Origin of the sequence: Rhodococcus oryzae, assembly GCF_005049235.1 — a bacterium.
In the GTDB taxonomy this organism is placed as follows: domain Bacteria; phylum Actinomycetota; class Actinomycetes; order Mycobacteriales; family Mycobacteriaceae; genus Rhodococcus_G; species Rhodococcus_G oryzae.
In genome coordinates this window covers 203418-224194 of sequence record NZ_SUMD01000010.1, presented here as the reverse complement: position 1 = coordinate 224194, position 20777 = coordinate 203418, and the positions used below count along the sequence as shown (strand labels likewise).

Annotated in this window: 21 protein-coding genes and 1 rRNA gene; 8 read left to right on the top strand and 14 right to left on the bottom strand. The window is 69.6% G+C overall.

Annotation, left to right across the window (positions count from 1 at the left end):
* Nucleotides 1-184 precede the first annotated feature (184 nt).
* Nucleotides 185-301: ribosomal RNA gene (gene rrf / locus FCG67_RS20120) — 5S ribosomal RNA — on the top strand.
* 98 nt (nucleotides 302-399) lie between these two features.
* On the top strand, nucleotides 400-1191 hold the full coding sequence (locus FCG67_RS20115; RefSeq protein WP_246045181.1) for a GNAT family N-acetyltransferase: 792 nt from the start codon (nucleotides 400-402) through the stop codon (nucleotides 1189-1191).
* 21 nt (nucleotides 1192-1212) lie between these two features.
* Here the strand turns inward: FCG67_RS20115 and FCG67_RS20110 are convergent, their stop codons facing one another.
* The 6 genes from FCG67_RS20110 to FCG67_RS20085 all read right to left on the bottom strand — a co-directional run bounded on the left by FCG67_RS20110 (nucleotide 1213) and on the right by FCG67_RS20085 (nucleotide 8079).
* Nucleotides 1213-3906 carry a fumarate reductase/succinate dehydrogenase flavoprotein subunit gene (locus FCG67_RS20110; protein ID WP_136911438.1) on the bottom strand — a complete coding sequence of 898 codons (2694 nt, stop codon included), beginning with the start codon at nucleotides 3904-3906 and terminating at the stop codon, nucleotides 1213-1215.
* Complete coding sequence (locus tag FCG67_RS20105; RefSeq protein WP_136911437.1) at nucleotides 3906-4709, bottom strand: ABC transporter ATP-binding protein; 804 nt, start codon at nucleotides 4707-4709, stop codon at nucleotides 3906-3908. The genes FCG67_RS20110 and FCG67_RS20105 overlap by 1 nt, the downstream gene beginning before the upstream one ends.
* Nucleotides 4706-5533, bottom strand: a complete 828-nt coding sequence (locus FCG67_RS20100; protein ID WP_136911450.1) for an ABC transporter permease — start codon at nucleotides 5531-5533, stop codon at nucleotides 4706-4708. The genes FCG67_RS20105 and FCG67_RS20100 overlap by 4 nt, the downstream gene beginning before the upstream one ends.
* A gap of 71 nt (nucleotides 5534-5604) precedes the next feature.
* The gene (locus tag FCG67_RS20095) at nucleotides 5605-7050 is read right to left on the bottom strand and encodes an ABC transporter substrate-binding protein (protein ID WP_136911436.1); all 1446 of its coding nucleotides are present in this window, start codon (nucleotides 7048-7050) and stop codon (nucleotides 5605-5607) included.
* 40 nt (nucleotides 7051-7090) lie between these two features.
* Nucleotides 7091-7318 carry a 4Fe-4S dicluster domain-containing protein gene (locus tag FCG67_RS20090; protein ID WP_027502301.1) on the bottom strand — a complete coding sequence of 76 codons (228 nt, stop codon included), beginning with the start codon at nucleotides 7316-7318 and terminating at the stop codon, nucleotides 7091-7093.
* Nucleotides 7318-8079 (bottom strand): GntR family transcriptional regulator, encoded by a 762-nt coding sequence (locus FCG67_RS20085; RefSeq protein ID WP_136911435.1) that lies wholly within the window; start codon nucleotides 8077-8079, stop codon nucleotides 7318-7320. Before FCG67_RS20085 ends, FCG67_RS20090 begins: the two co-directional genes overlap by 1 nt.
* Nucleotides 8080-8354: 275 nt before the next feature.
* Between FCG67_RS20085 and FCG67_RS20080 the strand changes: the two genes are divergently transcribed.
* Together FCG67_RS20080 and FCG67_RS20075 are read left to right on the top strand one after the other, a co-directional pair.
* Nucleotides 8355-8822, top strand: a complete 468-nt coding sequence (locus tag FCG67_RS20080; protein WP_425467864.1) for a MarR family winged helix-turn-helix transcriptional regulator — start codon at nucleotides 8355-8357, stop codon at nucleotides 8820-8822.
* A complete protein-coding gene (locus tag FCG67_RS20075; protein ID WP_136911434.1) occupies nucleotides 8815-10593 on the top strand; it encodes an AMP-dependent synthetase/ligase in 1779 nt (592 codons plus the stop codon). Before FCG67_RS20080 ends, FCG67_RS20075 begins: the two co-directional genes overlap by 8 nt.
* Nucleotides 10594-10616: 23 nt before the next feature.
* Here FCG67_RS20075 and FCG67_RS20070 read toward each other — a convergent pair whose 3' ends face one another.
* Nucleotides 10617-11771, bottom strand: coding sequence for an alpha/beta hydrolase family protein (locus FCG67_RS20070; protein WP_169310573.1), 1155 nt, complete (start codon nucleotides 11769-11771; stop codon nucleotides 10617-10619).
* A 166-nt stretch (nucleotides 11772-11937) separates the two neighbouring features.
* On the opposite strand from FCG67_RS20070, the gene FCG67_RS20065 reads away from it, so the two are divergent.
* Both FCG67_RS20065 and FCG67_RS20060 read left to right on the top strand, forming a co-directional pair.
* Nucleotides 11938-12690, top strand: a complete 753-nt coding sequence (locus tag FCG67_RS20065) for a VOC family protein (protein WP_136911432.1) — start codon at nucleotides 11938-11940, stop codon at nucleotides 12688-12690.
* A 130-nt stretch (nucleotides 12691-12820) separates the two neighbouring features.
* Complete coding sequence (locus FCG67_RS20060) at nucleotides 12821-13594, top strand: hypothetical protein (protein WP_097214015.1); 774 nt, start codon at nucleotides 12821-12823, stop codon at nucleotides 13592-13594.
* A 122-nt stretch (nucleotides 13595-13716) separates the two neighbouring features.
* Here the strand turns inward: FCG67_RS20060 and FCG67_RS20055 are convergent, their stop codons facing one another.
* The 5 genes from FCG67_RS20055 to FCG67_RS20035 form a co-directional block, all read right to left on the bottom strand.
* Entirely contained in the window at nucleotides 13717-14160 is a 444-nt protein-coding gene (locus tag FCG67_RS20055; protein ID WP_136911431.1) for an SRPBCC family protein, read from the bottom strand.
* A 47-nt stretch (nucleotides 14161-14207) separates the two neighbouring features.
* On the bottom strand, nucleotides 14208-14561 hold the full coding sequence (locus FCG67_RS20050; RefSeq protein WP_136911430.1) for an ArsR/SmtB family transcription factor: 354 nt from the start codon (nucleotides 14559-14561) through the stop codon (nucleotides 14208-14210).
* The gene (locus FCG67_RS20045) at nucleotides 14558-15010 is read right to left on the bottom strand and encodes an SRPBCC domain-containing protein (RefSeq protein ID WP_136911429.1); all 453 of its coding nucleotides are present in this window, start codon (nucleotides 15008-15010) and stop codon (nucleotides 14558-14560) included. The genes FCG67_RS20050 and FCG67_RS20045 overlap by 4 nt, the downstream gene beginning before the upstream one ends.
* 176 nt (nucleotides 15011-15186) lie before the next feature.
* Nucleotides 15187-16098, bottom strand: coding sequence for a TIGR03619 family F420-dependent LLM class oxidoreductase (locus FCG67_RS20040; protein WP_136911428.1), 912 nt, complete (start codon nucleotides 16096-16098; stop codon nucleotides 15187-15189).
* A gap of 19 nt (nucleotides 16099-16117) precedes the next feature.
* Complete coding sequence (locus FCG67_RS20035) at nucleotides 16118-16933, bottom strand: SDR family NAD(P)-dependent oxidoreductase (RefSeq protein WP_136911427.1); 816 nt, start codon at nucleotides 16931-16933, stop codon at nucleotides 16118-16120.
* 163 nt (nucleotides 16934-17096) lie between these two features.
* Here FCG67_RS20035 and FCG67_RS20030 point away from each other — a divergent pair, with 163 nt between their 5' ends.
* Complete coding sequence (locus FCG67_RS20030; protein WP_425467863.1) at nucleotides 17097-18662, top strand: carboxylesterase/lipase family protein; 1566 nt, start codon at nucleotides 17097-17099, stop codon at nucleotides 18660-18662.
* A gap of 25 nt (nucleotides 18663-18687) precedes the next feature.
* Nucleotides 18688-19122, top strand: coding sequence for a hypothetical protein (locus tag FCG67_RS20025; RefSeq protein WP_077042365.1), 435 nt, complete (start codon nucleotides 18688-18690; stop codon nucleotides 19120-19122).
* An 11-nt stretch (nucleotides 19123-19133) separates the two neighbouring features.
* Here FCG67_RS20025 and FCG67_RS20020 read toward each other — a convergent pair whose 3' ends face one another.
* Complete coding sequence (locus FCG67_RS20020; protein WP_136911425.1) at nucleotides 19134-19487, bottom strand: YciI family protein; 354 nt, start codon at nucleotides 19485-19487, stop codon at nucleotides 19134-19136.
* A 19-nt stretch (nucleotides 19488-19506) separates the two neighbouring features.
* Nucleotides 19507-20766 (bottom strand): MFS transporter, encoded by a 1260-nt coding sequence (locus FCG67_RS20015; protein WP_136911424.1) that lies wholly within the window; start codon nucleotides 20764-20766, stop codon nucleotides 19507-19509.
* Between the last annotated feature and the right edge of the window lie 11 nt (nucleotides 20767-20777).

Sequence of the window (20777 nt, the reverse complement as noted above, 5' to 3'; positions counted from 1 at the left end):
GCCAGAACTGGAAGCACGGTAACGTGTGCAGGTGACTGGTACTAATAGGCCGAGGACTTACCACAAAGAAGCTACGCGTCCACTGTGCGGTATCTGAAACAACACACGTTTGTTTCAAGAACCGGAAACGAATCCAAACATGATTTGGATTGTGACCGTGTTCCGTGTGAAAATTTCACAGAGTTACGGCGGCCATAGCGGAGGGGAAACGCCCGGACCCATTCCGAACCCGGAAGCTAAGCCCTCCAGCGCCGATGGTACTGCACTCGACAGGGTGTGGGAGAGTAGGACACCGCCGAACATAAATTGCGAATGCCTCGCATCACAGCCTCGAAAGAGACTGCGATGCGAGGCATTTCGCATATCCAGGGCCCGTTGGGCACAACTAGGATCGTGGGTGTGGGCGACGACCTGGTGGAAGCAATGGATCTCAATCTCGCGTCTCATGCGGCGCACCTGCATCCCACGGTCGCCGGCGCTACGGTGTACGAACCCGGTGACATCCTGATCGCGGACAGCGGACTGGACGACGACACCTTCAACCTCGTGTGCCGGGCGCGCTTGGCGCCGCACACGGCGCCGGCACGGCTCGAGGAGATTCTGGCGACGGTGTGCGCGGCGGGTCGTCCGTTCTCATGGTGGGTGGCACCGACCTCGACGCCCTCGAACCTGGGAGAGCTGCTGCGAGCGCGGGGCGTTCGCCCGTCGGAGACCGAGCTGGCGATGACCGCGCCGATGACGGAGATCCCGCCGCCCACGCAGCGTGCGGTCCTGACAGTCGTGACTGTGACCAATCGCGAGCAGTTGCGTGACTATGCGGACCTGATGGCCAGGAACTGGACGCCGCCCTCATCGGCCGTGTTCGACTACTTTGACGCCGCGGGGTCGGCGATCTTGAGTGGCGAATGCGCCAGCACCTTCGTCGTCGGTTATCGCGCTGGAGAACCGGTGGCGGGGGCGGAGATTCATCTGGCAGCCGGTGTCGCCGGCCTGTACGGCGTGGTGACCCTCGAGGACCATCGCCGGCAGGGATATGGCACGGCGGTGACCCTGGCGGCGATCGACCACGCCAGGACGGAAGGCGCGGAGCGTGTCGTGTTGCAGGCCTCCGAAGACGGTGCCCCCGTTTACGAGCGGATCGGGTTCACCCCCGTCGGCACGTATACCGAATACGCACTGCGACGGGGGTGAACCGAGTGCCGGGCCAGTGGCTCAGGCCCTGACCGGTTCGGCGAGCGCGCGCCGGGCGTAGGCGCGCACGTCGGCATCCGAGTCGTCGATCGCGATGCGCAGCACCTGTTGTGCCGCAGGGTTTTCCGTCCAGGTGGTGAGCGTGAGCACGGCAGCCTTGCGGACGTCGAGGTGTACGTCGCCGAGGGCCGTCTCGAGTGCGAGCAGCGCGTCTTCCGGGAGTGCACCGGCGAGGGCACGGGCCGCGCCCTGTCGGATCTGCCAGGCGGACTCCGTCAGCCCGGCGACGGCCAGCGCCACATCGTTCTCGGTGGGGCGCAGCGAGGCGAAGGCCGCAAGCGCGGCCGCCCGGACGAGGGGGTCGCGGTCGACCGCGAGGGTGCGGACCGCCTCGAGACCCCCGAGACCGATGGTCGCGAGGCCCTGGGCGCAGGCGATCCGCACCTCGCGGTTCTCGTCCTCGGATGCGATGGCCACCGTCTGCCAGTCGTCCAGGGATACCAGCGCGCGCACCGCCTCGATGCGGACCCGATGGTCGACGTCGGCGAGCGTCGCGCGGTACTGCGTCGCCGTCCCGGTGCGCAGCGCCCGCAGGAGGTCGACCACGGTGGACCGGACGACCGCGTCGCCGGAGGCGAGATGGAGTGCCAGCCCCTCCGCCGAGGGCAGCACCTCGACCAGCTCGCGGAGTCCCTCCGCGGCCGCTCGGCGTACGGCGCCGTCCTCGTCGCCGAGGGCGGCGACCAGCAGGGCGTCGAAGCCGTCGGGTGTGGCCTCGGTCAGCGTGGCGATGGCGGTGGAGCGCACCTGGGGGTCCGCATCGATCAGATAGGGGCGCAGCTGCGCGCCGGTCGGACTGTCGAGTCCGAGGATTTCCACGATCCGGGGGGAGCGGGGCTGGACCTCTGCGGGGGTGGCGCTCACCCGAGAGGGGGACTCCACCGGCGCGCGCCCGCCCACCAGCGGCGGCTGCGTCACCGGCACGACCCGCTGATCGCGCGGTGGAAGGTCGTCCAGTCCCGGGACCGACACGAAATACGGTGCCACCGGTCGCTTGAGGAATTCCATCCCGCCGTCGGCACCCTTGCGCAGGTTCAGGTGGTACCCCCACTCGGAGTCGTCCTGGCCGGGCAGGTCCGCCCGCTCGTGGTACAGGCCCCACCGGCTCTCGGTGCGGGTGAGAGAGCTGCGCGACGCCATTTCCGCGCAGTCTCGGATGAAGGACACCTCCGCGCATCGCATCAGCTCATGCGGGCTCGTCGCCCCCATGCCTTCGATCTCCGTGGTCATCCGCTCGAAGGTCTCGACCGCGATGGACAGCTTGGTGGCGGTCTTCGGCGGCGCCACATAGTCATTGACGAACCGCCGCAGCTTGTACTCGACCTGCGGTTGCGGCGGTCCATCCGGGTGCAGGAGCGGCCGGTAGATCAGCTCGTGCGCCTCGCGCAGCTGATCGGTCGGCAGTTCGGTCGGCGCGTCCACGGCCGGCAGGGTGCCGGTGGCGTGATTCCCCGCCAGGTCCCCGTACACGAAGGCGCCGATCATGTAGTTGTGGGGCACGCACGCCAGATCGCCTGCCGCGTACAGCCCGGGCACGGTCGTCGCGCCGTGCTCGTCCACCCACACGCCCGATGCCGAGTGTCCACTGCACAGCCCGATCTCGGAGATGTGCATCTCGATGTCATGGGTGCGGTAGTCGTGGCCACGATTCACGTGAAACGTTCCGCGCGTGGGCCGTTCGGTGGTGTGCAGGATGGACTCGAGCGTGTCGAGGGTCTCGGTCGGCAGGTGACTGACCTTGAGATAGATGGGGCCGCGGGCGGATTCGATCTCCTGCTTGACCTCGCTCATCATCTGCCCCGACCAGTAGTCGGAATCGACGAACCGCTCGCCCTGCGCGTTGACCTGGTAGCCGCCGAACGGGTTCGCGACGTACGCGCAGGCCGGTCCGTTGTAGTCCTTGATCAGCGGGTTGATCTGGAAGCACTCGATGCCGCTGAGCTCGGCCCCCGCGTGGTATGCCATCGAATAGCCGTCGCCGGCGTTGGTCGGGTTCTCGTAGGTGCCGTACAGGTATCCCGACGCGGGCAGCCCGAGCCGTCCGCAGGGGCCGGTCGCCAGGATGACGGCCTTCGCCCCGACCGCGACGAACTCCCCGGTCCGGGTGTTCAGTGCCGCCGCACCGACAGCTCGGCCCCTATCCGTCAGCACCCGCACCGGCATCAGGCGGTTCTCGATCCGGATCTTCTCGCGCATCTTCCGCTGCCGCAGCACCCGGTACAGCGCCTTCTTCACGTCCTTGCCCTCGGGCATCGGCAGCACATAGGAACCGGAGCGGTGCACCCGGCGGACCGCGTATTCGCCGTACTCGTCCTTCTCGAACTTGACGCCGTACTTCTCGAGCCGTTGCACCATCGCGAAGCCGCGGGTCGCGGTCTGGTAAACGGTGCGCTGGTTCACGATTCCGTCGTTGGCGCGGGTGATCTCCGCGACGTAGTCCTCCGGCTCTGCCTTGCCGGGGATGACGGCGTTGTTGACGCCGTCCATTCCCATGGCCAGCGCGCCGGAATGCCGAACGTGTGCCTTCTCGAGCAGCAGCACGTCGGCGCCGTTCTCGGCGGCGGTCAGCGCGGCCATCGTGCCCGCCGTACCGCCGCCGATGACCAGTACGTCGCAATCGAGGCGGATGGTGTCGGCCAGGTCTGGGATGTCCATCAGTTCTCCGTGGTGTTCGTCGGGCCGCCGCTCGGGTGACCCAGCGCGGCCAGGACTTTCGCGCGGGCGGCTCGTGTGTCGGGGTGGTCGAGGGCGTCGCGGTCGCGCGGCCGTGGCACATCGACGATGGTGCGCAGCGGGGCGCCCGCGTGCCCGAGCACCGCGACCCGGTCGCCGAGCAAGACTGCCTCGTCCACGTCGTGGGTCACGAAGACCACCGTCGTCGGGTGCGTGCTCCAGGTCTCGACGAGCAGGCGTTGCATGGTCGCGCGGGTCTGGGTGTCGAGCGCCCCGAACGGTTCGTCCATCATCACGGCCCGGGGTGCACCGGCCAGGCCGCGCGCCAGCTGTACCCGCTGACGCATACCGCCGGAGAGGTTCTTGGGCAGGAAGTCTCCGAAGCCGGTGAGCCCGACCTCCTCGATCCATCGCTCCGCGTCGCGCCTGCGCCCGGACCTCGGCTGTCCGCGAAGCGCAAGGGCGAGTTCGATATTGGACCGGACCGTGCGCCACGGCAGGAGCGCGTTGTCCTGGAACACCACGGCGCGATCCCGCGAGGTGGTGGTGACGGCGGCTCCGTCCGCGCGGATGCGGCCGGAGTCCGGTGCCAGCAGACCCGCCAGGGCCCGGAGCACCGTCGACTTCCCGCATCCGGAGGGGCCGGTCAGGACCAGGATCTCGCCGGGCAGCGCGGTCAGGGACAGGGAACGGACGACGGGGGTGCCGGTGTAGGACAGCGTGACATCGTCCAGGCTCAGCGACATGCCATCGGCGGCCATCTCTTCGCTTGTTGCCGTGGTCATCTGGTGTTCTCCCCTCGGGGCAGCCACCGGGTGACGCGGCGGCCGAGCAGTTCGACCGCCGCGGACGTCGAGAACCCGAGGATGCCGATGGTGATCATGCCGACGAACACGCCCGGGTAGTCGACGATCGTGTATGCCTGCCAGGTGCGGTAGCCGACCCCGAGTCGGCCCGAGATCATCTCGGCGGAGATCACGCAGATCCACGCGACCCCGATGCCGACCGACAGCCCGCTGAACAGCCCGGGCAGGATCCCGGGGAGCACCACGCGGCCGAGGACGTCCCAGCGGCTGCCGCCCAGGGTGCGCACGGAGTCCTCCCAGATGGTCGGGAGCGCCCGCACCGCGTGCCGGGTGCTGACCATGATCGGGAAGAAGGCGGCGATGAAGGTGATGAAGACGATGCCTGCCTCGTCGCTGGGGAACAGCAGGATCGCCACCGGCACGATGGCGATCGCCGGGATGGGCCGCGCCAGTTCGGCCAGCGGGCCGACGGTGTCGGCGAACAGGCGAGAGCGTCCGAGCGCGATGCCGACAGCAACCCCCGCCACCGTGGCGAGGCCGAACCCGGACACGATCCGGATCAGCGACTGACCGAGGTCCAGGTAGAAGAGGTCGGTCCGGAGCTGTTCCCCGAACGCCGAGACGATCTCGGTCACGGTCGGAAGCGTGTCGAACCGCAGCCACAGCCGAACGCTGTTGGCCGTCAGCAACTGCCAGGCGATCACCGCGGCGATCACCGAGGTGATCCGGATGGCCCGGGACCGCCACCGGGCGGGCCCGTCGGTCCTGGTCACTGCGCCGGGGTCCGACGTCGCGTCCTCCACCGGGCCGACCGACTCCGGCCCGACCGACGCCGGGACGGACGCCCGCGCGCCTGCCGCGGTCACGGACGCGGTCACGGCCGGACCTCCTCGACGGCGCGGTCGTAGGTGATCGGAGCGCTCGCGGGGTTCTTCTGCAGGTAGCGGCCCGCCGCGGCCGCGGTGGTGAAGGGCAGGAATCGAGCCCCGTCGCGCACCCACACCGCCTTGTCCGCGAACCAGCGGGTGCCCAGTTCCGCGTCGGGCACGTAGGCGGCCCGGATTTCCCTGCCCTCGCCGCGCGCCTTCTTGACCGAGCGCAGGAGGCAGGTGGGGTCGGCCGCGGGCTGCGTCTGTGTTGCGCCCTCGAGCCACAGCTCGCTCGCCTGCGCGGGATCGGCGACGGGCACTCCGCACCCGGGGTCGGAGCCGGACAGGGCCGCGGGGTTGGCGGAGACGGCGACCGCGGCGTCGTAGGACTCGATGCCCTCGGCCGCATAGGCGGCACGCAGCGGCGCGTCGTCGACGAATCCGTCGATGTTCAGGTCGGCGAAGTCGCCGATCGACTTCAGGTAGGGCACATCGGTTTTCAGGGCTTCGACCAGGCGGGGCTTGAGCGTCGGGTCGAACGAGGTGCCGCCGGGGCCGTTGTAGAGGTAGACCACCTCCTGTGGCAGTCCGCTCTGCTCGGCGACGATCTGCGACGCCTCGAGGGGCTCGCCGCGGATGAATCGGGTGGCGTCGAGCTGCGCGAGCAGGAAGGCGTCGAGCACCTCGGGGTGCTGCTCGGCGTACGACTCGCGCACCACCACCCCGTGCAGGGTCGGCTGATTCAGCTCCGCGCCGTCGTAGAGCAGCTTCGCCTTGTCCTGGAACACCAGCAGGCCAGGCCACGCCACGAACTGTGACAGCGCGGCCACCTGCCCGGACTCGAGCGCGGACGAGCCGACCTGGGGCTGCTGGTTGAGCACCTCGACTCCCGTGGCGGGGTCGAGTCCGGCGCGGTCGAGCGCCTGCACGAGGGTGCCGTGGCCGGCGGAGCCGACGCTGGCGGACACCTTCTGTCCGGCCAGGTCGGCAAGACCGGTCGCCGGCGAATCCGGCGGCACCACAACCATGTTCAGCGCGCCCTTGGGGTTGTACCCGGTGACCGAGACGATCTCGGTCTTCGCGCGCGGGTTGGCCTGGGTTCGGGACCCGTTGATGAGCATCGGGTAGTCGCCCATCGAACCGATGTCGATCTTCTCGGCGACCATCTGGGCGGTGATGGGTGCGCCGGTGTCGTAGTCCTGCCATTGCACGGAGTACTCGGTACCGGTCCGCTCGGTGACTGCGGCCAGGCGCTTCTCGAGGTAGCCCTGTGCCTTGAGGAGGGTGCCTGCGGTGACCGTATTGATCGTCTTGGACTGGTAGCCGATGACGACGGGCACGGCGTCCGTGCCGCCTGCGCCGCCGCCGGAGTCGCTGTCGAGGGAGCAGCCGGCGAGCATGGCCGTGGTGAGGGCAGCGGCCATCGCCGCCGCGGGGATGCGGCGTTTCATGTTCGGGTCCTTGGTGGTCGGGTTGTCCGGTGCCTGGCGGCTAGCGGAGCAGGAAGGGCATGTTGACGGTGACTGCGCCGGTGGGACAGCGGGCCGCGCAGGGGCCGCAGTACCAGCACTCGTCGACGTGCATGAAGGCCTTGCCGTTGTCCGGGTTGATCGCCAGCGAGTCCAGCGGGCAGATCTCGACGCAGAGGGTGCACCCCTCGATGCAGAGTGACTCATCGATGGTGACGGGGACGTCGGCGCGTTGGTTGACCAGTGCCATCAGGTCAGCTCCCAGGGTTGGTTTGTGCGGAAGAGGTTGCCCCGCATGGTGATGCGGTCACCTCGCATGCGGATGTACTCGAGGTCGACGGGCCTGCCGTCGTCGAGGGTGGTGAGTCGTTCGAGAAGCAGCAGCGCGGCGCCCTCGGGGGCCTGCAGCGCCGCCGCGGTGTGGGCGTCGGCGTTGACGGATTCGATGGCCAGCTCGGCCGATCCGAGCGGCCCGCCGGAGACCTCCTCGATCAGGGCGAAGATGTCGTTGCCCGCGAGGTCGCGGCGCAGCAGTTCGTCGCCGAGGTCCGGGACGAGGTAGGTCAGGTCCAGGCTGAGCGGCAGGTCGCCGAGGTAGCGGAGCCGCTCGATGTACACCGCGGGCTCGCCCCGGTCGAGTTCGAGGCGGCGCGCGACGGCGGGCGGAGGCACGAGGCGCAGGGCCGCGCGCACCTCGTTGCGCACCTCACCGTGCTCGCGGAGCGTCTCCTTCAGGCCGAGCAGGGTGTCGATGCCGTGGTCGAACTTGCGCCCGGACACCTGGGTGCCGACCCGCGGCGCGCGGTCGATCAGGCCCTCGTCCTTGAGCAGCGCGAGGGCCGCCCGCACGGTGTTCCTGGAGACCGCGAATTCGACGGCGAGGTCGTGCTCGGGTGGCAGGGTGCCGGCGAACGCGCCGGCCAGGGTCTGCTGGCGCAGCACGTCCGCGACCTGGCGGGCCCGGTCGGCGCGGGAGCGGCGGTTCGGCGGCGGCTCGATGGCTGCGCTCATCTGCTTCCCTCCCTTGGGGCCGGTGACCTGGACGAATGCCGACAGTAGCGGCGGTTTCGCGGGTTCCTGGCCGCTCACTTCGCGGCCGCCGGCGTGGTGAGGCGATTGCGCCACCCGCGGTGCGGGCGTACCTGGGCAAACGACGGGCCGGTCGACGATTGCGCCGCCGCGAGGGGGCGCGGCGGAGTTCGGATCACGCTGATCCGAATGTTCGGATTCGCCGTCCGGGCCCAGGCCCGAGTCGGACGGGGCCGGGGCGGGTTTATAGTTGCGTTGTGCAACAACGATCGACCGCGGCCGTCGCCCAGGTACACGAGGAGCTCGTGCACCTGGTCCGTCAGCTGATGACGGGGGAGCGTCCCGCCGAGGGGCTGCCCACCTTCGCCCAGCACTCGGTGCTCTCCTATATCGAGCGCAATCCGGGATGCCGGGCGACCGAGATCTCCGAGGCGTTCGGGGTGCACCGGTCGACCGTGTCGCGGCAGCTGCGCGGATGCGTCGACGCCGGGTGGGTCCAGGCCGAACCCGGACCGATCCGCAGCGGGCATCCGCTCAGCCTCACGGACGCAGGCCGCGACGTCCTCGGGGAGGCTGACCGGCGCCGCCGCGACGAGGTGGGGGAGCGGGTCCGGGACTGGTCGGCCGCGGACATCGCCGACCTCGCCCGCATGCTGAACCGGTTCCGCACCAGTACCGCAGACCATGACACCGACCAGAGCATCGGAGCAGACCCCCGTGCGTGAATTCACCACCAACGCCCAGTTCACCATCACGGACGATGACGCCCTCGTCCGTTCCGTCTACCGGCACGCGCAGGAAGCGCCCGAGCGGGTGCTGTTCAGTCGACCGATCGGTGGCGACTGGGTCGACGTCACCGCGGCGGAGTTCGCCGATCTGGTGGTCGGCGTCGCGAAGGGCCTGATCGCGGGAGGTGTGTCCCGCGGTGATCGGGTGATCCTGCTGTCGGCCACCCGGTTCGAATGGACGCTGTTCGACTTCGCGATCTGGGCGGCGGGTGCGGCCTCGGTGCCGATCTACGACTCGTCCTCGCCCGACCAGATTCGATGGATCGCAGAGGATTCGGGTGCGGTGACGGCGATCGTCGAAACCGAACGGCACGCCTCGGCCTTCGATGGCTCCGGACTCGGTGTCCGTCAGATCGATGACAACGCCGTGGGTGCGCTGATCGCCGCGGGCGCGCAACTCGACGATGCCGAGGTGCACGACCGGGTCGCGGCGATCCGGGCCGACGACCTGGCGTCGCTGGTGTACACCTCCGGCACCACGGGCAGGCCCAAGGGCTGCATCCTGACCCACCGCAACTTCCTTTCCGAGGTTCGCGGCATCCTCACGGCCAGCATCGGTGAGGTTGCCAAGCCCGGCAACCGAATGCTCACCTTCTTGCCGCTGGCTCATGTCCTCGCCCGTGCCGTGTCACTGGCGATGTTCGAAGCCGGTGGGGCGCAGGCGCATTGGTCGAACTTCAGTACCGTCGTGGGGCAGTTCGCCCGGTACCAGCCGCACACGATCCTCGGGGTACCGCGGGTCTTCGAGAAGGTCCGGGACTCGGCCGCGCACAGCGCCGCGCAGGGCGGCGCCGTCAAGAAGGCGATCTTCGGCTTCGCCGAGAAGACCGCCGTCCGCTACAGCGAGGCGCTCGACGCGGGTGGACCATCCCCGGTGCTCCGCGCCCAGCACTGGGTCGCGGACCGGCTCGTCTACTCGAAGCTCCGGGCCGCGCTGGGCGGGGAGTGCTGGTGGGCCATCTCCGGCGGCGGCGCGCTGATGCCCAGCCTCGGGCACTTCTTCCGTGGCGTCGGCGTGCCGATCTACGAGGGTTACGGACTCACCGAGACCACCGCGGCGCACTGCGTCAACATCCCGGGTGCGCACAAGATGGGTACTGTCGGACGGCCGATGGGCGGCAACGGCGTTCGCATCGCGGCCGACGGTGAGATCGAACTGTGCGGCGGGGTGGTGTTCGGCGGTTACTGGCACAACGAGCAGGCCACCGCCGACACCTTCGACGGGGGCTGGCTGCGGACCGGCGACCTCGGCGAGCTGGACGCGGACGGCTTCCTCACCATCACCGGGAGGAAGAAGGACCTCCTGATCACGGCGGGCGGCAAGAACGTCTCGCCGGGACCGCTCGAGGACCGGATGCGCTCGCACGCCCTGATCTCGCAGGCCGTGGTCGTCGGGGACGCGCGCCCCTTCATCGCCACGCTGCTCACCGTGGACCCGGACGTGTTCGCGCTGTGGAAGACCGAGAACGGCAAGCCCGCCTCGGCCTCCGTCGCGGACCTGAGCGAAGACCGGGACCTGCACGCCGCGCTGCAGCAGGTGGTGGACGACGCGAACAGCACTGTCTCGCATTCCGAGGCGATCAAGAAGTTCGCGATCCTGCATCGCGACCTCACCGAGGCCGACGGTGAGATGACCGCCACCCTGAAGATCAAGCGCAAGGTGGTCACCGAGCGCTTCGCCGACGAGATCGACGCGCTGTACCGCTGACCTGACTCGTCCGCTTGGCGCGCTCAGCGGACCTCGCGGACGAGCGGGTACCGCGGCGTCGGATTCTCCAGCACCGGGTCCTGCCGGTTCTTGAGGTGACGATCGAACATCGCCGTGACGAGGCCGTCGATCGTCCTCGTCACCTCGTGTCGCGGGGCGGTTCCGAGGCTCAGGCCACCGGGGATCTGGAAGGCAGGGAGATCGGGCACGCTCTGCGGGACGAAGTGCTCGGCGTCGGTGAAACTGGCGTGCCCGGTGTCGGCGATCGCATAGACGCGGCTCCACCCGCGGGGCGTCCGGAAGTACTGGTCCCAGAACCGTTCCCGGCCCTCGCGGCTGTCGGCGTGCAGAGAGCTGATGACGCTCAGCAGGGGACGGGTGGTGCCCTCGGTGACGATCGGGCTCGGCGCCGTGCCGTAGAAGAGGGCGCCGTCGAGGTTCACGCCTGCGTCGAGTCGGGGTTCGGTGCGCAGCACCTCGGCGGTGGACGCGCCGCCCATCGAATGGCCGAACATCCCGATCCTGGACGGGTCGACGGCGTCGGCGAGCCCCTCGGGGAGAGGCACCTCTTGCGCGTCCCCGCGCCCGAGCGACTCGACGAAGTCGATCACGAACCTGGCGTCGGCGACCCTGGCGTCGATGGCCTTGCGCAGGGTGGCGTCCGAGTACGAGTCGGTCATCCGCTGCGGAACGACCCGGCCGTCGGGGAAGACCGTGGCCAGGGCGTCGCCGGTGTGATCGATGCTGATCACCACGTACCCGCGGCCGGCGAGGTGCTCCGCGGTCCCGGTCGAGAGCGTCCGGGGAATGTAGAACCCGGGGGAAAAGAGAACCACCGGCAGCGAGCGTCGGCCACTCGCGGCAACGGGCGCATCCAGGTGGCCGTTCGTCTGCAGCCCGCTGCCGGGGACGTATTCGGCGGGCTCGCGCCCGATCCCGGACGCGGCGGGGTAGGTGACGGTCACGGCGAGCTCGCGCCGGGTGCCGGGCGCCCAGGGGTCCTCGCGGTCGCGGTCGACGAGGCTCAGGTCGGTCACGCCGACGGCGGTGTCGCCGCCGGGCGCAGGCAGGATCGGGGCCGCGGACGCGGGGGAGCTGATGGCGACGCCGCCGAGGGCAACGGCCGCGACGAGCAGTGGGGCCAGCGGGGAGAAGTGCGCGCGCTTCACTGAGAACATCCCTCTGTCGGTCGGTGCTGGTGTCCTGGCGAACCGTAGTTGCCGGGCACCGTCCGTGGGGAAGTTACGTTTTCGGAAACCGACCAGGTCCTCCCGGCGGGTCGCCCTTGCGTCCGGACCCGGTCGGGTGCAGTGTCGAGACCGGCACTCGCACCCGGGAGGACACATGACCAGCCCCGACCTCGGTTCCATTCTGCTTGCGAGCCCGGACCCCGATCGCCTTCGGGATTGGTACTGCAGGGCGTTCGACGCCGCTCCGACCCCGGACGGCGACGTCCGATTCGGGGGCGTCAGCGTCCTGTTCGACCAGCGCGACGATGTCGCGGAGAAGAACCCCGAGCCCGGCCGCACGATCCTCAACTTCCACGTGGACGACGCGTCAGCCGTCGCGGCCCGCCTGGACGAGATGGGTGCCGATTGGCTGGTCCGGCTCGAGGAACGCTCCGAGGGGATGCTCTTCGGGACGCTGATCGACCCGGACGGGAACTACTTCCAGATCATCGAGCTCGGTGCGCGATACCTGGCCGCCCGGGTGCCCGCCCCGTCCACCACGCTGAACTCGGCGCCGTACAGCGGCTTCGCGGTCGACGACATCGATGTGGCCGCGGCCTTCTATCGCGACACCCTCGGCCTGACCGTCACCGAGCAGTTCGGCCTGCTCGCGCTGCAGGTCGGCGGGGGTAAGACGGTGCTGGTGTACCCGAAGAAGAGCCACACCCCGGCGACGTACACCATCCTGAACTTCCCGGTCGAGGACATCGATGCGGCGGTCGACGCACTGCGCGAACGGGGCGTGACCTTCGAGCGGTACCCGGGGATGGAGGCCGACGAGCGGGGCATCTTCCGGGGCGACGGACCCTACATCGCGTGGTTCACCGATCCGGCCGGCAACATCCTCTCGGTGCTGCAAGAACGGTGATCTCACGTGCTGTGGGTCACCGCGGGTCCGCATACACGTAAGGTGGAGGTCAGAGACCGAGTCGTGTCCGCGTCGCCCGTCGCCCCACTGCTCTCACATTTGCACGGGCTGAGCGGCACGGACGGACACCATGGAGAACACTGCCAGCCTGGGTATTCAGGCATTCATCTCGGAGGTCGCCCAGCGCGGTGGCCGCGCGGTCCGGCTCACCCACTCGCGGCGCAACCCGGTTCAGGTGTGGGGCGTCGGCGACGACAGTTGCGTGGTGCGGGTGCGAACCAAGCTCGACGGCGACTGGCAGGCACGCAAGCAGGACGGCGCGCTGGACACCGATGACACGGGATCCCAGTTCTGGGTGTTCGTCGACCTGGCCACCTCCCCGGAGGAGTACTTCGTCGTCCCGTCCGAGGAGGTCGCCGCCGACATCCACAGCGAGGTCGATCTGTGGGTCAAGGAGGTTCCCGGGCGCACCCGGACCGGTAGCCACGCCATCGCCGTCGAACGGGTGGAGCACGGCCGTGCACGCTGGGACCTGCTCGGGCTGTCCGACGTCAAGGACCCCAGTCGCAAGCCTGTCGGTGCGGTGGCCGAGCCGAGCCGGCCGAAGCTGGTGCCGATCACCCGCACGAAGAAGTCCGCGGTCGTCGAGGAGGTCGTCGACCTGAGGCTGCAGGTGGTCGCGGACTTCGAGGGCTACCGGCTCGTCGGCATGTACGACGAGCAGACGGGTCGGCTCGAGATCACCCGCGGGCCGATGGAGGGCCGCCGCTTCGACAATCCGACCGTCGCGGCCAATGCCGTCGCCAGCCACATCAGCGGCGACGTCGAGACCAGGGACGGGTGGACGTTCTGGCAGATCGAGGGCGCCGACCGCGCGCCGCTGGGATCCCGCCGCGCCGGATAGCCGCCGCGGACCGGCCCAGCCGTCGCATACGCCGAGTGTGCACCTGCCGGCGGTCGCTCTCGGGCGATGCCACGGCAGGTGCACACTCGGCGATGCAGCGCTGGTGCCCCGGGTGGGTTTGATCAGTTCCAGTTGTCGATCTTGACGTCGTGCGGATCCGGCGCACCCGTCCCGGTTTCGATCAGCGACTTCAGGCTCATCAGGAAGAGCGCCCACTTGGTGCTGCAGTGGTGCATGAATTCCACCGGCTCCTTCCAACCCTGGTGGTTGAAGAGGATGACGGTGTAGTCGTCGACCTGATCGAGGTCCCAGATCACATGGGTGCCGACCCATTCCTCCGGTCCGTCGATCACCTCCCACTGGACGCGCTTGCCGGGGACGAGTTCGTCGACCTTCATGTCGAATCCGCCTGCCCCGAAACGAAATTGGAGCACACCGCCGACCTCGTCGCCTACGCCCGTGGTGTCGGTCGTCCACCAGGCGGCGAGCCGCTCGGCGCTGGTCAAGGCCGCATAGACCTCGGCCGTCGATGCCTTGATGCCGACCCTGTGCAGGATGTCTACCATTTTCGGTCCCTCTTTCCGGTGTTGGTTTTCGAATGACCTGTCGGAATTCAGTGCTGTGTGTCGCGTTGGTCCTTCGTGCGCTGGATCGCCTCGGCGATGCGCTTGATCCGCTGGAGTCTGGCGTCCCACGCCGCCCCGACCGAGGACAACTGCGCGACCGCGCGAGCGAGTTGCGCCTCGTCCACCCGATACCTCCTCTCTCGCCCGGCGGGCGTGGCGTGTACCAGGCCGACCCGGTCGAGCACGCCGAGATGTTTCGAGATGGCCTGCCGTGTCACGGGCAGCTGCTCGCTGAGGCTGGTGGCCGTGCCGTCGCCGGCCGCCAGGAGCAGGTCGAGCATCCGCCGACGGGTCGGATCCCCGACCGCGGACCACAGGTCGTCGTCGACGGCGGTGCTCACGGGGTCGACACCAGCCGTGCGAGGTACTCCCCGAGTCGGGGCACGAAACGGTCCCAGCCGGTGCTGTGGTCGAGGTACTGCTCCTCCAACTTCGCGGCCTCCCAGCCCATCTCCCGGAACCCGGTCTCGGTGAGCCGGATCCTGGTGCCCGTGCCTGACGGGGTGAGCTCGAAGGTGATCAGCAGCGAGTCGGCGGTGTCGACGACCTTGTCCTCGGGGAAGCACCAGCGGAACGAGAACAGACGGGGCGGCTCGGCGTTCACCACCTTGATCGGGACGACCTTGGCGCGGTCGCCCCAGACCAGCTCGCCGACCGCTCCTGGGGTCGCTTCGATCTCGGTGCGGTCGGTCCACCACTCCGAGATGTGCTCGGGGCTGCTGACCACCTCGAAGGCCACCTCGGGCGAGGCGTCGACGTAGATCTCTCGTTCGATGCTGCCGAACTCCATGTTCTGCACCCTTTCTCGATATGCAACGTTTGGTTGCACATCACGCTAGCCGAGCGTTCGGCATCGCGCAACCATTGGTTGCATATTGTTGGAAGTGGTGCTGCGCCGAGTGTGCAGCTGCCGCCGCCCGCACTCGGGCGATGCGCCGGCAGCTGCACACTCGGCGGGGCGCGGGGCTAGTCGAACTCCGCGCGGAACGCCGCGACCAGGTCGGGCAGGACGGCCGTGGCCGCGTCGGGATCGGCGTCGAGGGCCTGCAGGGCGACGCTCACGTCGGTGACCCCGAGCCGCGCCTGCGCCGCGGCGTTCGCGAGGGTGGCGGGTAGGTCGACCGCGCCGCTGTCGGTCCGGGCGACGGTCAGCCGCCCGCGAACCTGGAGTTCGGCCGGGTCGCGGCCCGCGTCGGCGAAAGCGCCGCGCAGCCGCTCGATTCCAACGCCGAGGTCGTCGTCGGTGGCGCCCATGATGGGAATCCAGCCGTCGCCCCAGGTGGTCAGGCGGCGGACCACCGCCTTCGACAGGGTGCCGGACACCCAGATCGGGATGCGTCGACCCGCCGCCGGCCGGGGCGAGCAGTGGGCATCGTCGAAGGTGATGCCGGGGCGGGCGACCGCGGCGGGCGCGCCCTCCCACAGCGCCCGGCACACCGCCAGGGTGTCGTCGAGCAGCGGGCCACGCTTGGCGAAGTCGAGCCCGACCGCCTCGTATTCCTTTGCCTGCCAGCCGGTCCCGACACCCAGGTCCACCCGGCCGCCGGACAGTAGGTCCAGCGTCGCGGCGGTCTTCGCGAGGACCGCGCCGCCGCGCAGCGCGGCGATGACGATCCCGGTGCCGAGCCGGATCCGTTCGGTCTGCCCGGCCACCAGCGCGAGCACCGTCATCGGTTCCAGCCACGGCGCGTCGGGGTCGGTGGGGAAGGCGCCCCAGGAGTAGGCGGAGGTGTCCGGGCCCATCACGACGTGGTCGGTGAGGATCAGTCGATCGACCCCGGCGGTGTCCGCGGCGCGGCAGACCTCGAGCAGGTGCCCGAAATCGTCTGCGGCGAGCAGGTTCCCGAAGTTCGGAACGTTGAGGCTGAGCGTTGGCATGGTGATCCTTCGGAACTGGTCAGGGATTGAGGGGTCGGTTGGTCCAGCCGCCGGATGCGCGCGGCACCCAGCCGCCCGCGCCGTGCGTGCCGCCGTCCACGTGGATGGTGCCGCCGGTCACGAAGCGCGACAGGTCCGACGCCAGGAACAGGGCGGCGCCTGCCACGTCCTCCGGCTGCCCGGGGCCGCCGAGCGGGGACCACGTCGGCCACAGCGGTTCCTGTTCCTCGGGCACCAGCTCGGCGTAGGGCACCTGCACCGACTCGATGAGGTCGGGGGCGATGGCGTTGACCCGAATCCCCGACGGGCCGACCTCGGCGGCGAGCGAGCGGGTGAACTGCATCAGCGCGGCCTTGTAGGCCGAGTACACGGTGTGCCCGGGCATCGAGCGGTGTGCCTCGACGGAGGTGAGGTTGATGACCGATCCGCCGCCGCGCTCGGCCATGTCGGGCAGTAGGGCGTGCGTGAGACGCAGCACGTGCCCGAGGTTGACCTCGTGTAGCTGCTCCCACAGCTCGGGCTCGTTCTCGGCGAACGGGCGTGGCGGGCGTAGGTAGTGGCCGACGTTGTTCACCAGGATGTCCGGCTGGTGCTCGAGCAGCGCCGCCGGCAGGGGGGTCGTGCGGACGTCGGCCTCGAGGGCCTCGATCGATCCGCCCGCGGCCGGATCGAACTCGAGATCGGTGACCGGATCGAGGTCCGCGACCAGGACGTGGGCGCCGTGTGCGGCGAACGACCGCGCGACGGCGGCACCGATTCCCGCCGCACCGCCGGTTACGACCGCGCGCCGTCCCGTCAGCAGGGCCCCAGGGGTGAACGCGGCTCGTGATGGCATGGCTCCATCACAGACCACCGCCGTCGACGGCGCAGTCGGTCTTCCCGATCAACGGGAGCGGCTTCGCGCCGGGTGTGGGTGCCTCCCAGTGCCCCCGCCGGTTCCCGCAGGTGGCCGCACATCCTTGGTACGTTGGCTGGGATCCCGCTGCGAGGAGGCTGCCGTGCCCACCGGACTGGATGTGACCGCGACCCCGGCCGAGACGCTGACCGTGTCCGCCCGGGACGGCGACGCGCGCGGCTACGCGACGGGCGCGGTGTTCGCCTGGAAGGGCATCCCGTACGCCGCCGCAGGCGCCGCGCGGCGGTTCCGGACCGCGGTGGCGCCGTCCCCGTGGCTGGGCGAGCGCGACTGCCGGGACTTCGGCCCCATCGCCCCGCAGGCCAAGACGGTCCAGGTGCCGATGGAACCGGGCTCGGTCGCGGACGAGGACTGCCTCTCGCTCAACGTGTGGGCCCCCCGGCCGGACGGAACACCCCGGCCGGTGATGGTCTGGATCCACGGCGGCGCGTACTGCGTCGGCTCGTCGTCGCAGAGCGTCTACGACGGCAGGCGGCTGGCCGAGCTGGGCGATGTCGTGGTGGTCACGGTCAACTACCGGACCGGTGTGCTCGGGTTCCTCGACCTGTCGACCTTCTCGACCGACGAGCATCCGTTCGAGACCAACATCGGGCTCCGCGACATGATCGCCGCGTTCGAATGGGTGCGCGACTGTATCGCCGCGTTCGGCGGGGACCCCGACAACGTCACGGCGTTCGGTGAGTCCTCGGGCGCCGGGTCGATCACGACGCTGATGACCTCACCGCGCGCGGAGGGTCTCTTCCAGAAGGCCATCGTGCAAAGTGCGCCCGCCACATCGGTTTACGGCGCCGAGCGGGCGGCGTCGGTGGCCAGGCGCTTCCTCGAGATCGTCGGCGTCAGCGAGGACGAGGCCGGCCGACTGTGCGAGCTGCCGATCGAGAAGCTGACAGCGGCGGGTGACGTGCTGCTCGACGAGGTGACGACCTCGGTGCCTGGCACGTTGTCGATGGCCCCCGTGGTCGACGGCTACCTGGTGCCGCGGTACCCGGTTGCCGCGTTCCAGAAGGGTTTCGCGCACCGCATCCCCCTGATCATCGGCACCAACAAGGACGAGGCGTCGATCTTCCGGCTGACCCGGTCGCCGATCATGCCCGTCACCGCGGACACCGTGAACCAGATGTTCACCGCGATCGCCGCCGACCACCCGAAGCTGCCCGCGATCCGCGTCGCGGAGATCATCTCGGCCTACCCGGACTGGTCGAAGCCCAGCGGTGCCCTCGCGGTGTCGCGGGACGCGGCCTTCCGGATGCCGTGCCTGTGGATCGCGGACGCGCACAGCAAGCACTCGCCCACGTGGGTGTACCGGTTCGACCACGCCACCCCGATGTTGTGGGCGGCCCGGGTCGGCGCCGGGCACGCAACCGAACTGCCTTATGTGTTCGGCAATTTCGGCACCCTCAATCACGACCCGACCTTCTGGCTCGGTGGGCGTAAGGCCGCGCTGGAGGTCTCCGGCCGGGTGCAGCGGCGGTGGCTGGCGTTCGCGCAGCACGGCGTGCCCGCGGCGCTCGACGCCTCCAAGCATTGGGCGCCGTACCGCGAGGACACCAGGGCGACGCTGCTCATCGACAAGACCGACACACTGGCGAGCGATCCGGACAAGGAGCTGCGGGCCGCGTGGGGCGACAAGGTGATGGGGTTCCGGTGACCGGGACCGCTGTAGCGTCATGCGTATGAGCAAGCTGGATGAGGTCGGCGAACGGGAATCGTGGCGCTGCTGGTTGTGCGACGAACCCGTCGACCCGAACATGTCGGTGAACGACCCCCGTGGTCCGAGCATCGACAGCATCAACACCGCCAAGAAGGGCAAGGGCGGGCCGGAGCGGCTCGCGCACCGCGCCTGCAACACCAAGAAGGGCGCGATCAAGCCGGTTGTCCCGTGGTCGGACGCGCTGTTCGTGATCGACCCGGCCCCGATCATCGGCGTGGTCGAGCAGCTCACCCGCAAGCCGGGACGGGTCGCCGTCGCCCGGTGCCCCTCGAAGTCCGACGCCGAAGACGCGTCCGCCTGGCTGCTGGACCGGTTGTCCAGGCTGGCGCCGGAGCTGACGCTGGACACCAAGATCGAGCCGGGCGGCGGCGGCTTCCTGCTGGTCGTCTCGCGCTGACCCGCGCCCGATCAGTCCTCGGGACCCTGCTGGAACGGCCGGACCTCGATGGGCAGGGTGGTCGCGGCCGCCAGCTTGCGGCCCCAGCCGAGCGCGGTGTCGAGGTCCGGCGCCTCGATGATCGTGAACCCGCCGAGATGATTCTCGGCCTGCGCGAACGGGCCGTCGCTGACGAGCACCTCGCCGCCCTTCGGTCGCAGGACCGTCGCCTGCTCCGGCGGGTGCAGGCCCCCGGCGAATACCAACGCGCCCGCGGCCCTGAGTTCCTGGTTGAGGGCGTCGATGTCCTCGATGATCCCCTCCAGGATCTCCGGCGCGGGGACCGGTCCGTCGGGCTGGTAGACACTGAGCAGGTACTGCGTCATGGCATTCCTCTCTCACCCTCTAGTGCGTTCGAGTGTCGACCGGATCGACCACCGGTGCATCCAGATCGCGCAATGCCGGCAGCGTGAAGCAGACGGCGGCGATCACCAGGACCGGGATGGACAGCGCGAAAAAGGTGATTCGCAGGCCGACCGCGTCGATCAGCGGGCCCGCGAGCAGGTAGCCGAGCGGACCGGCGGCGTACGCGGTGGACGTCATGACACCCACGACACGGCCACGCATGTGCTCGGGGCTGCGGGTCTGCATCGCGTAGTTCGCGATCGGACCGACGGGCCCGAACACCAGGCCGACCAGCAGCGCCAGGGTGAGCGTGACCCACATGGCCGGCAGGAACGCCATGCCGACCATGCATCCGCCGAGCGCGGTCACCGCCAGCAGCATCAGGGTCCGGCGCTTGACGTGGGTGGCGAGCGCGCCGTACGTCAGGGCGCCGATGACGCCGCCGATGCTCATCGCCATCAACACCCAGCCGAGCTGCGCGGGCTCGCCGCGTTCGGTGAAATAGACCGGGAACAGCACGCTCTCCACCGGCATGTACAGCGCGACGATCGCCATGTCGACCAGCGCCAGGGTGCGCAGCAACCGGTTGTGCCACACGAACTTCAGGCCCTCGAGCGTGCCGCTCCACATCGATTCCGGCCTGGTCTCGTGATCGGGCGCGCCCGCACCCTCGAGTCGGAGGAAGGCAATGGTGAGGATCGAGAGCGCGAAGCAGGCGGAGGTCACCCACAGGGTGTTCACCGCGCCAACCGTGGCGATCAGCACGCCGCCGATGCCGGGGCCGATCAGGTACGCGACGTTGTAGTTGGCCTCGTACAGGCTGTTCACCCGGTCCAACGACCACCGGGCCTCCTTCGTTGCGGCAGGCAGCATGGATTCTCGGGCGGAGATGCCCGCGGGGTCGAATGCGGCGCCGAGGGCGGCGAGCGCCGCGATGCCGCCCACCGACAGCCCGACCGTCGCGGACATCACCGGGATCAGCGCCACCGACACCGCGGACAGGAAGTCGGAGACCAGCGAGGTGCGGCGGCGGCCGAACCGGTCGACCACCGTGCCGGAGAACAGGCTCGAGAGCAGCAGCGGCAGGGTGGCGGCGCCCGCGACGACGGCGGCGTCGGTGGCCCGGCCGGTCTGGGCGAGCACCAGCCACGGCAGCGCGACGATGGTGATGCCGTTGCCGGTGGCCGAGAGCAGCGTCGCGAGGTTGATCAGGGCCAGGGGCGTGTATCGGCGTGCGGCCGTGGCCGGCGTCGCAGTCATGTCGGGGTTCT

Bases quoted from the DNA above. Each gene is read 5' to 3' on its own strand.
- FCG67_RS20110 (WP_136911438.1), bottom strand. From the start codon at position 3,906: ATGGACATCCCAGACCTGGCCGACACCATCCGCCTCGATTGCGACGTA.
- FCG67_RS20105 (WP_136911437.1), bottom strand. From the start codon at position 4,709: ATGACCACGGCAACAAGCGAAGAGATGGCCGCCGATGGCATGTCGCTG.
- FCG67_RS20095 (WP_136911436.1), bottom strand. From the start codon at position 7,050: ATGAAACGCCGCATCCCCGCGGCGGCGATGGCCGCTGCCCTCACCACG.
- FCG67_RS20090 (WP_027502301.1), bottom strand. From the start codon at position 7,318: ATGGCACTGGTCAACCAACGCGCCGACGTCCCCGTCACCATCGATGAG.
- FCG67_RS20085 (WP_136911435.1), bottom strand. From the start codon at position 8,079: ATGAGCGCAGCCATCGAGCCGCCGCCGAACCGCCGCTCCCGCGCCGAC.
- FCG67_RS20070 (WP_169310573.1), bottom strand. From the start codon at position 11,771: ATGTTCTCAGTGAAGCGCGCGCACTTCTCCCCGCTGGCCCCACTGCTC.
- FCG67_RS20065 (WP_136911432.1), top strand. From the start codon at position 11,938: ATGACCAGCCCCGACCTCGGTTCCATTCTGCTTGCGAGCCCGGACCCC.
- FCG67_RS20060 (WP_097214015.1), top strand. From the start codon at position 12,821: ATGGAGAACACTGCCAGCCTGGGTATTCAGGCATTCATCTCGGAGGTC.
- FCG67_RS20055 (WP_136911431.1), bottom strand. From the start codon at position 14,160: ATGGTAGACATCCTGCACAGGGTCGGCATCAAGGCATCGACGGCCGAG.
- FCG67_RS20045 (WP_136911429.1), bottom strand. From the start codon at position 15,010: ATGGAGTTCGGCAGCATCGAACGAGAGATCTACGTCGACGCCTCGCCC.
- FCG67_RS20040 (WP_136911428.1), bottom strand. From the start codon at position 16,098: ATGCCAACGCTCAGCCTCAACGTTCCGAACTTCGGGAACCTGCTCGCC.
- FCG67_RS20035 (WP_136911427.1), bottom strand. From the start codon at position 16,933: ATGCCATCACGAGCCGCGTTCACCCCTGGGGCCCTGCTGACGGGACGG.
- FCG67_RS20025 (WP_077042365.1), top strand. From the start codon at position 18,688: ATGAGCAAGCTGGATGAGGTCGGCGAACGGGAATCGTGGCGCTGCTGG.
- FCG67_RS20020 (WP_136911425.1), bottom strand. From the start codon at position 19,487: ATGACGCAGTACCTGCTCAGTGTCTACCAGCCCGACGGACCGGTCCCC.
- FCG67_RS20015 (WP_136911424.1), bottom strand. From the start codon at position 20,766: ATGACTGCGACGCCGGCCACGGCCGCACGCCGATACACGCCCCTGGCC.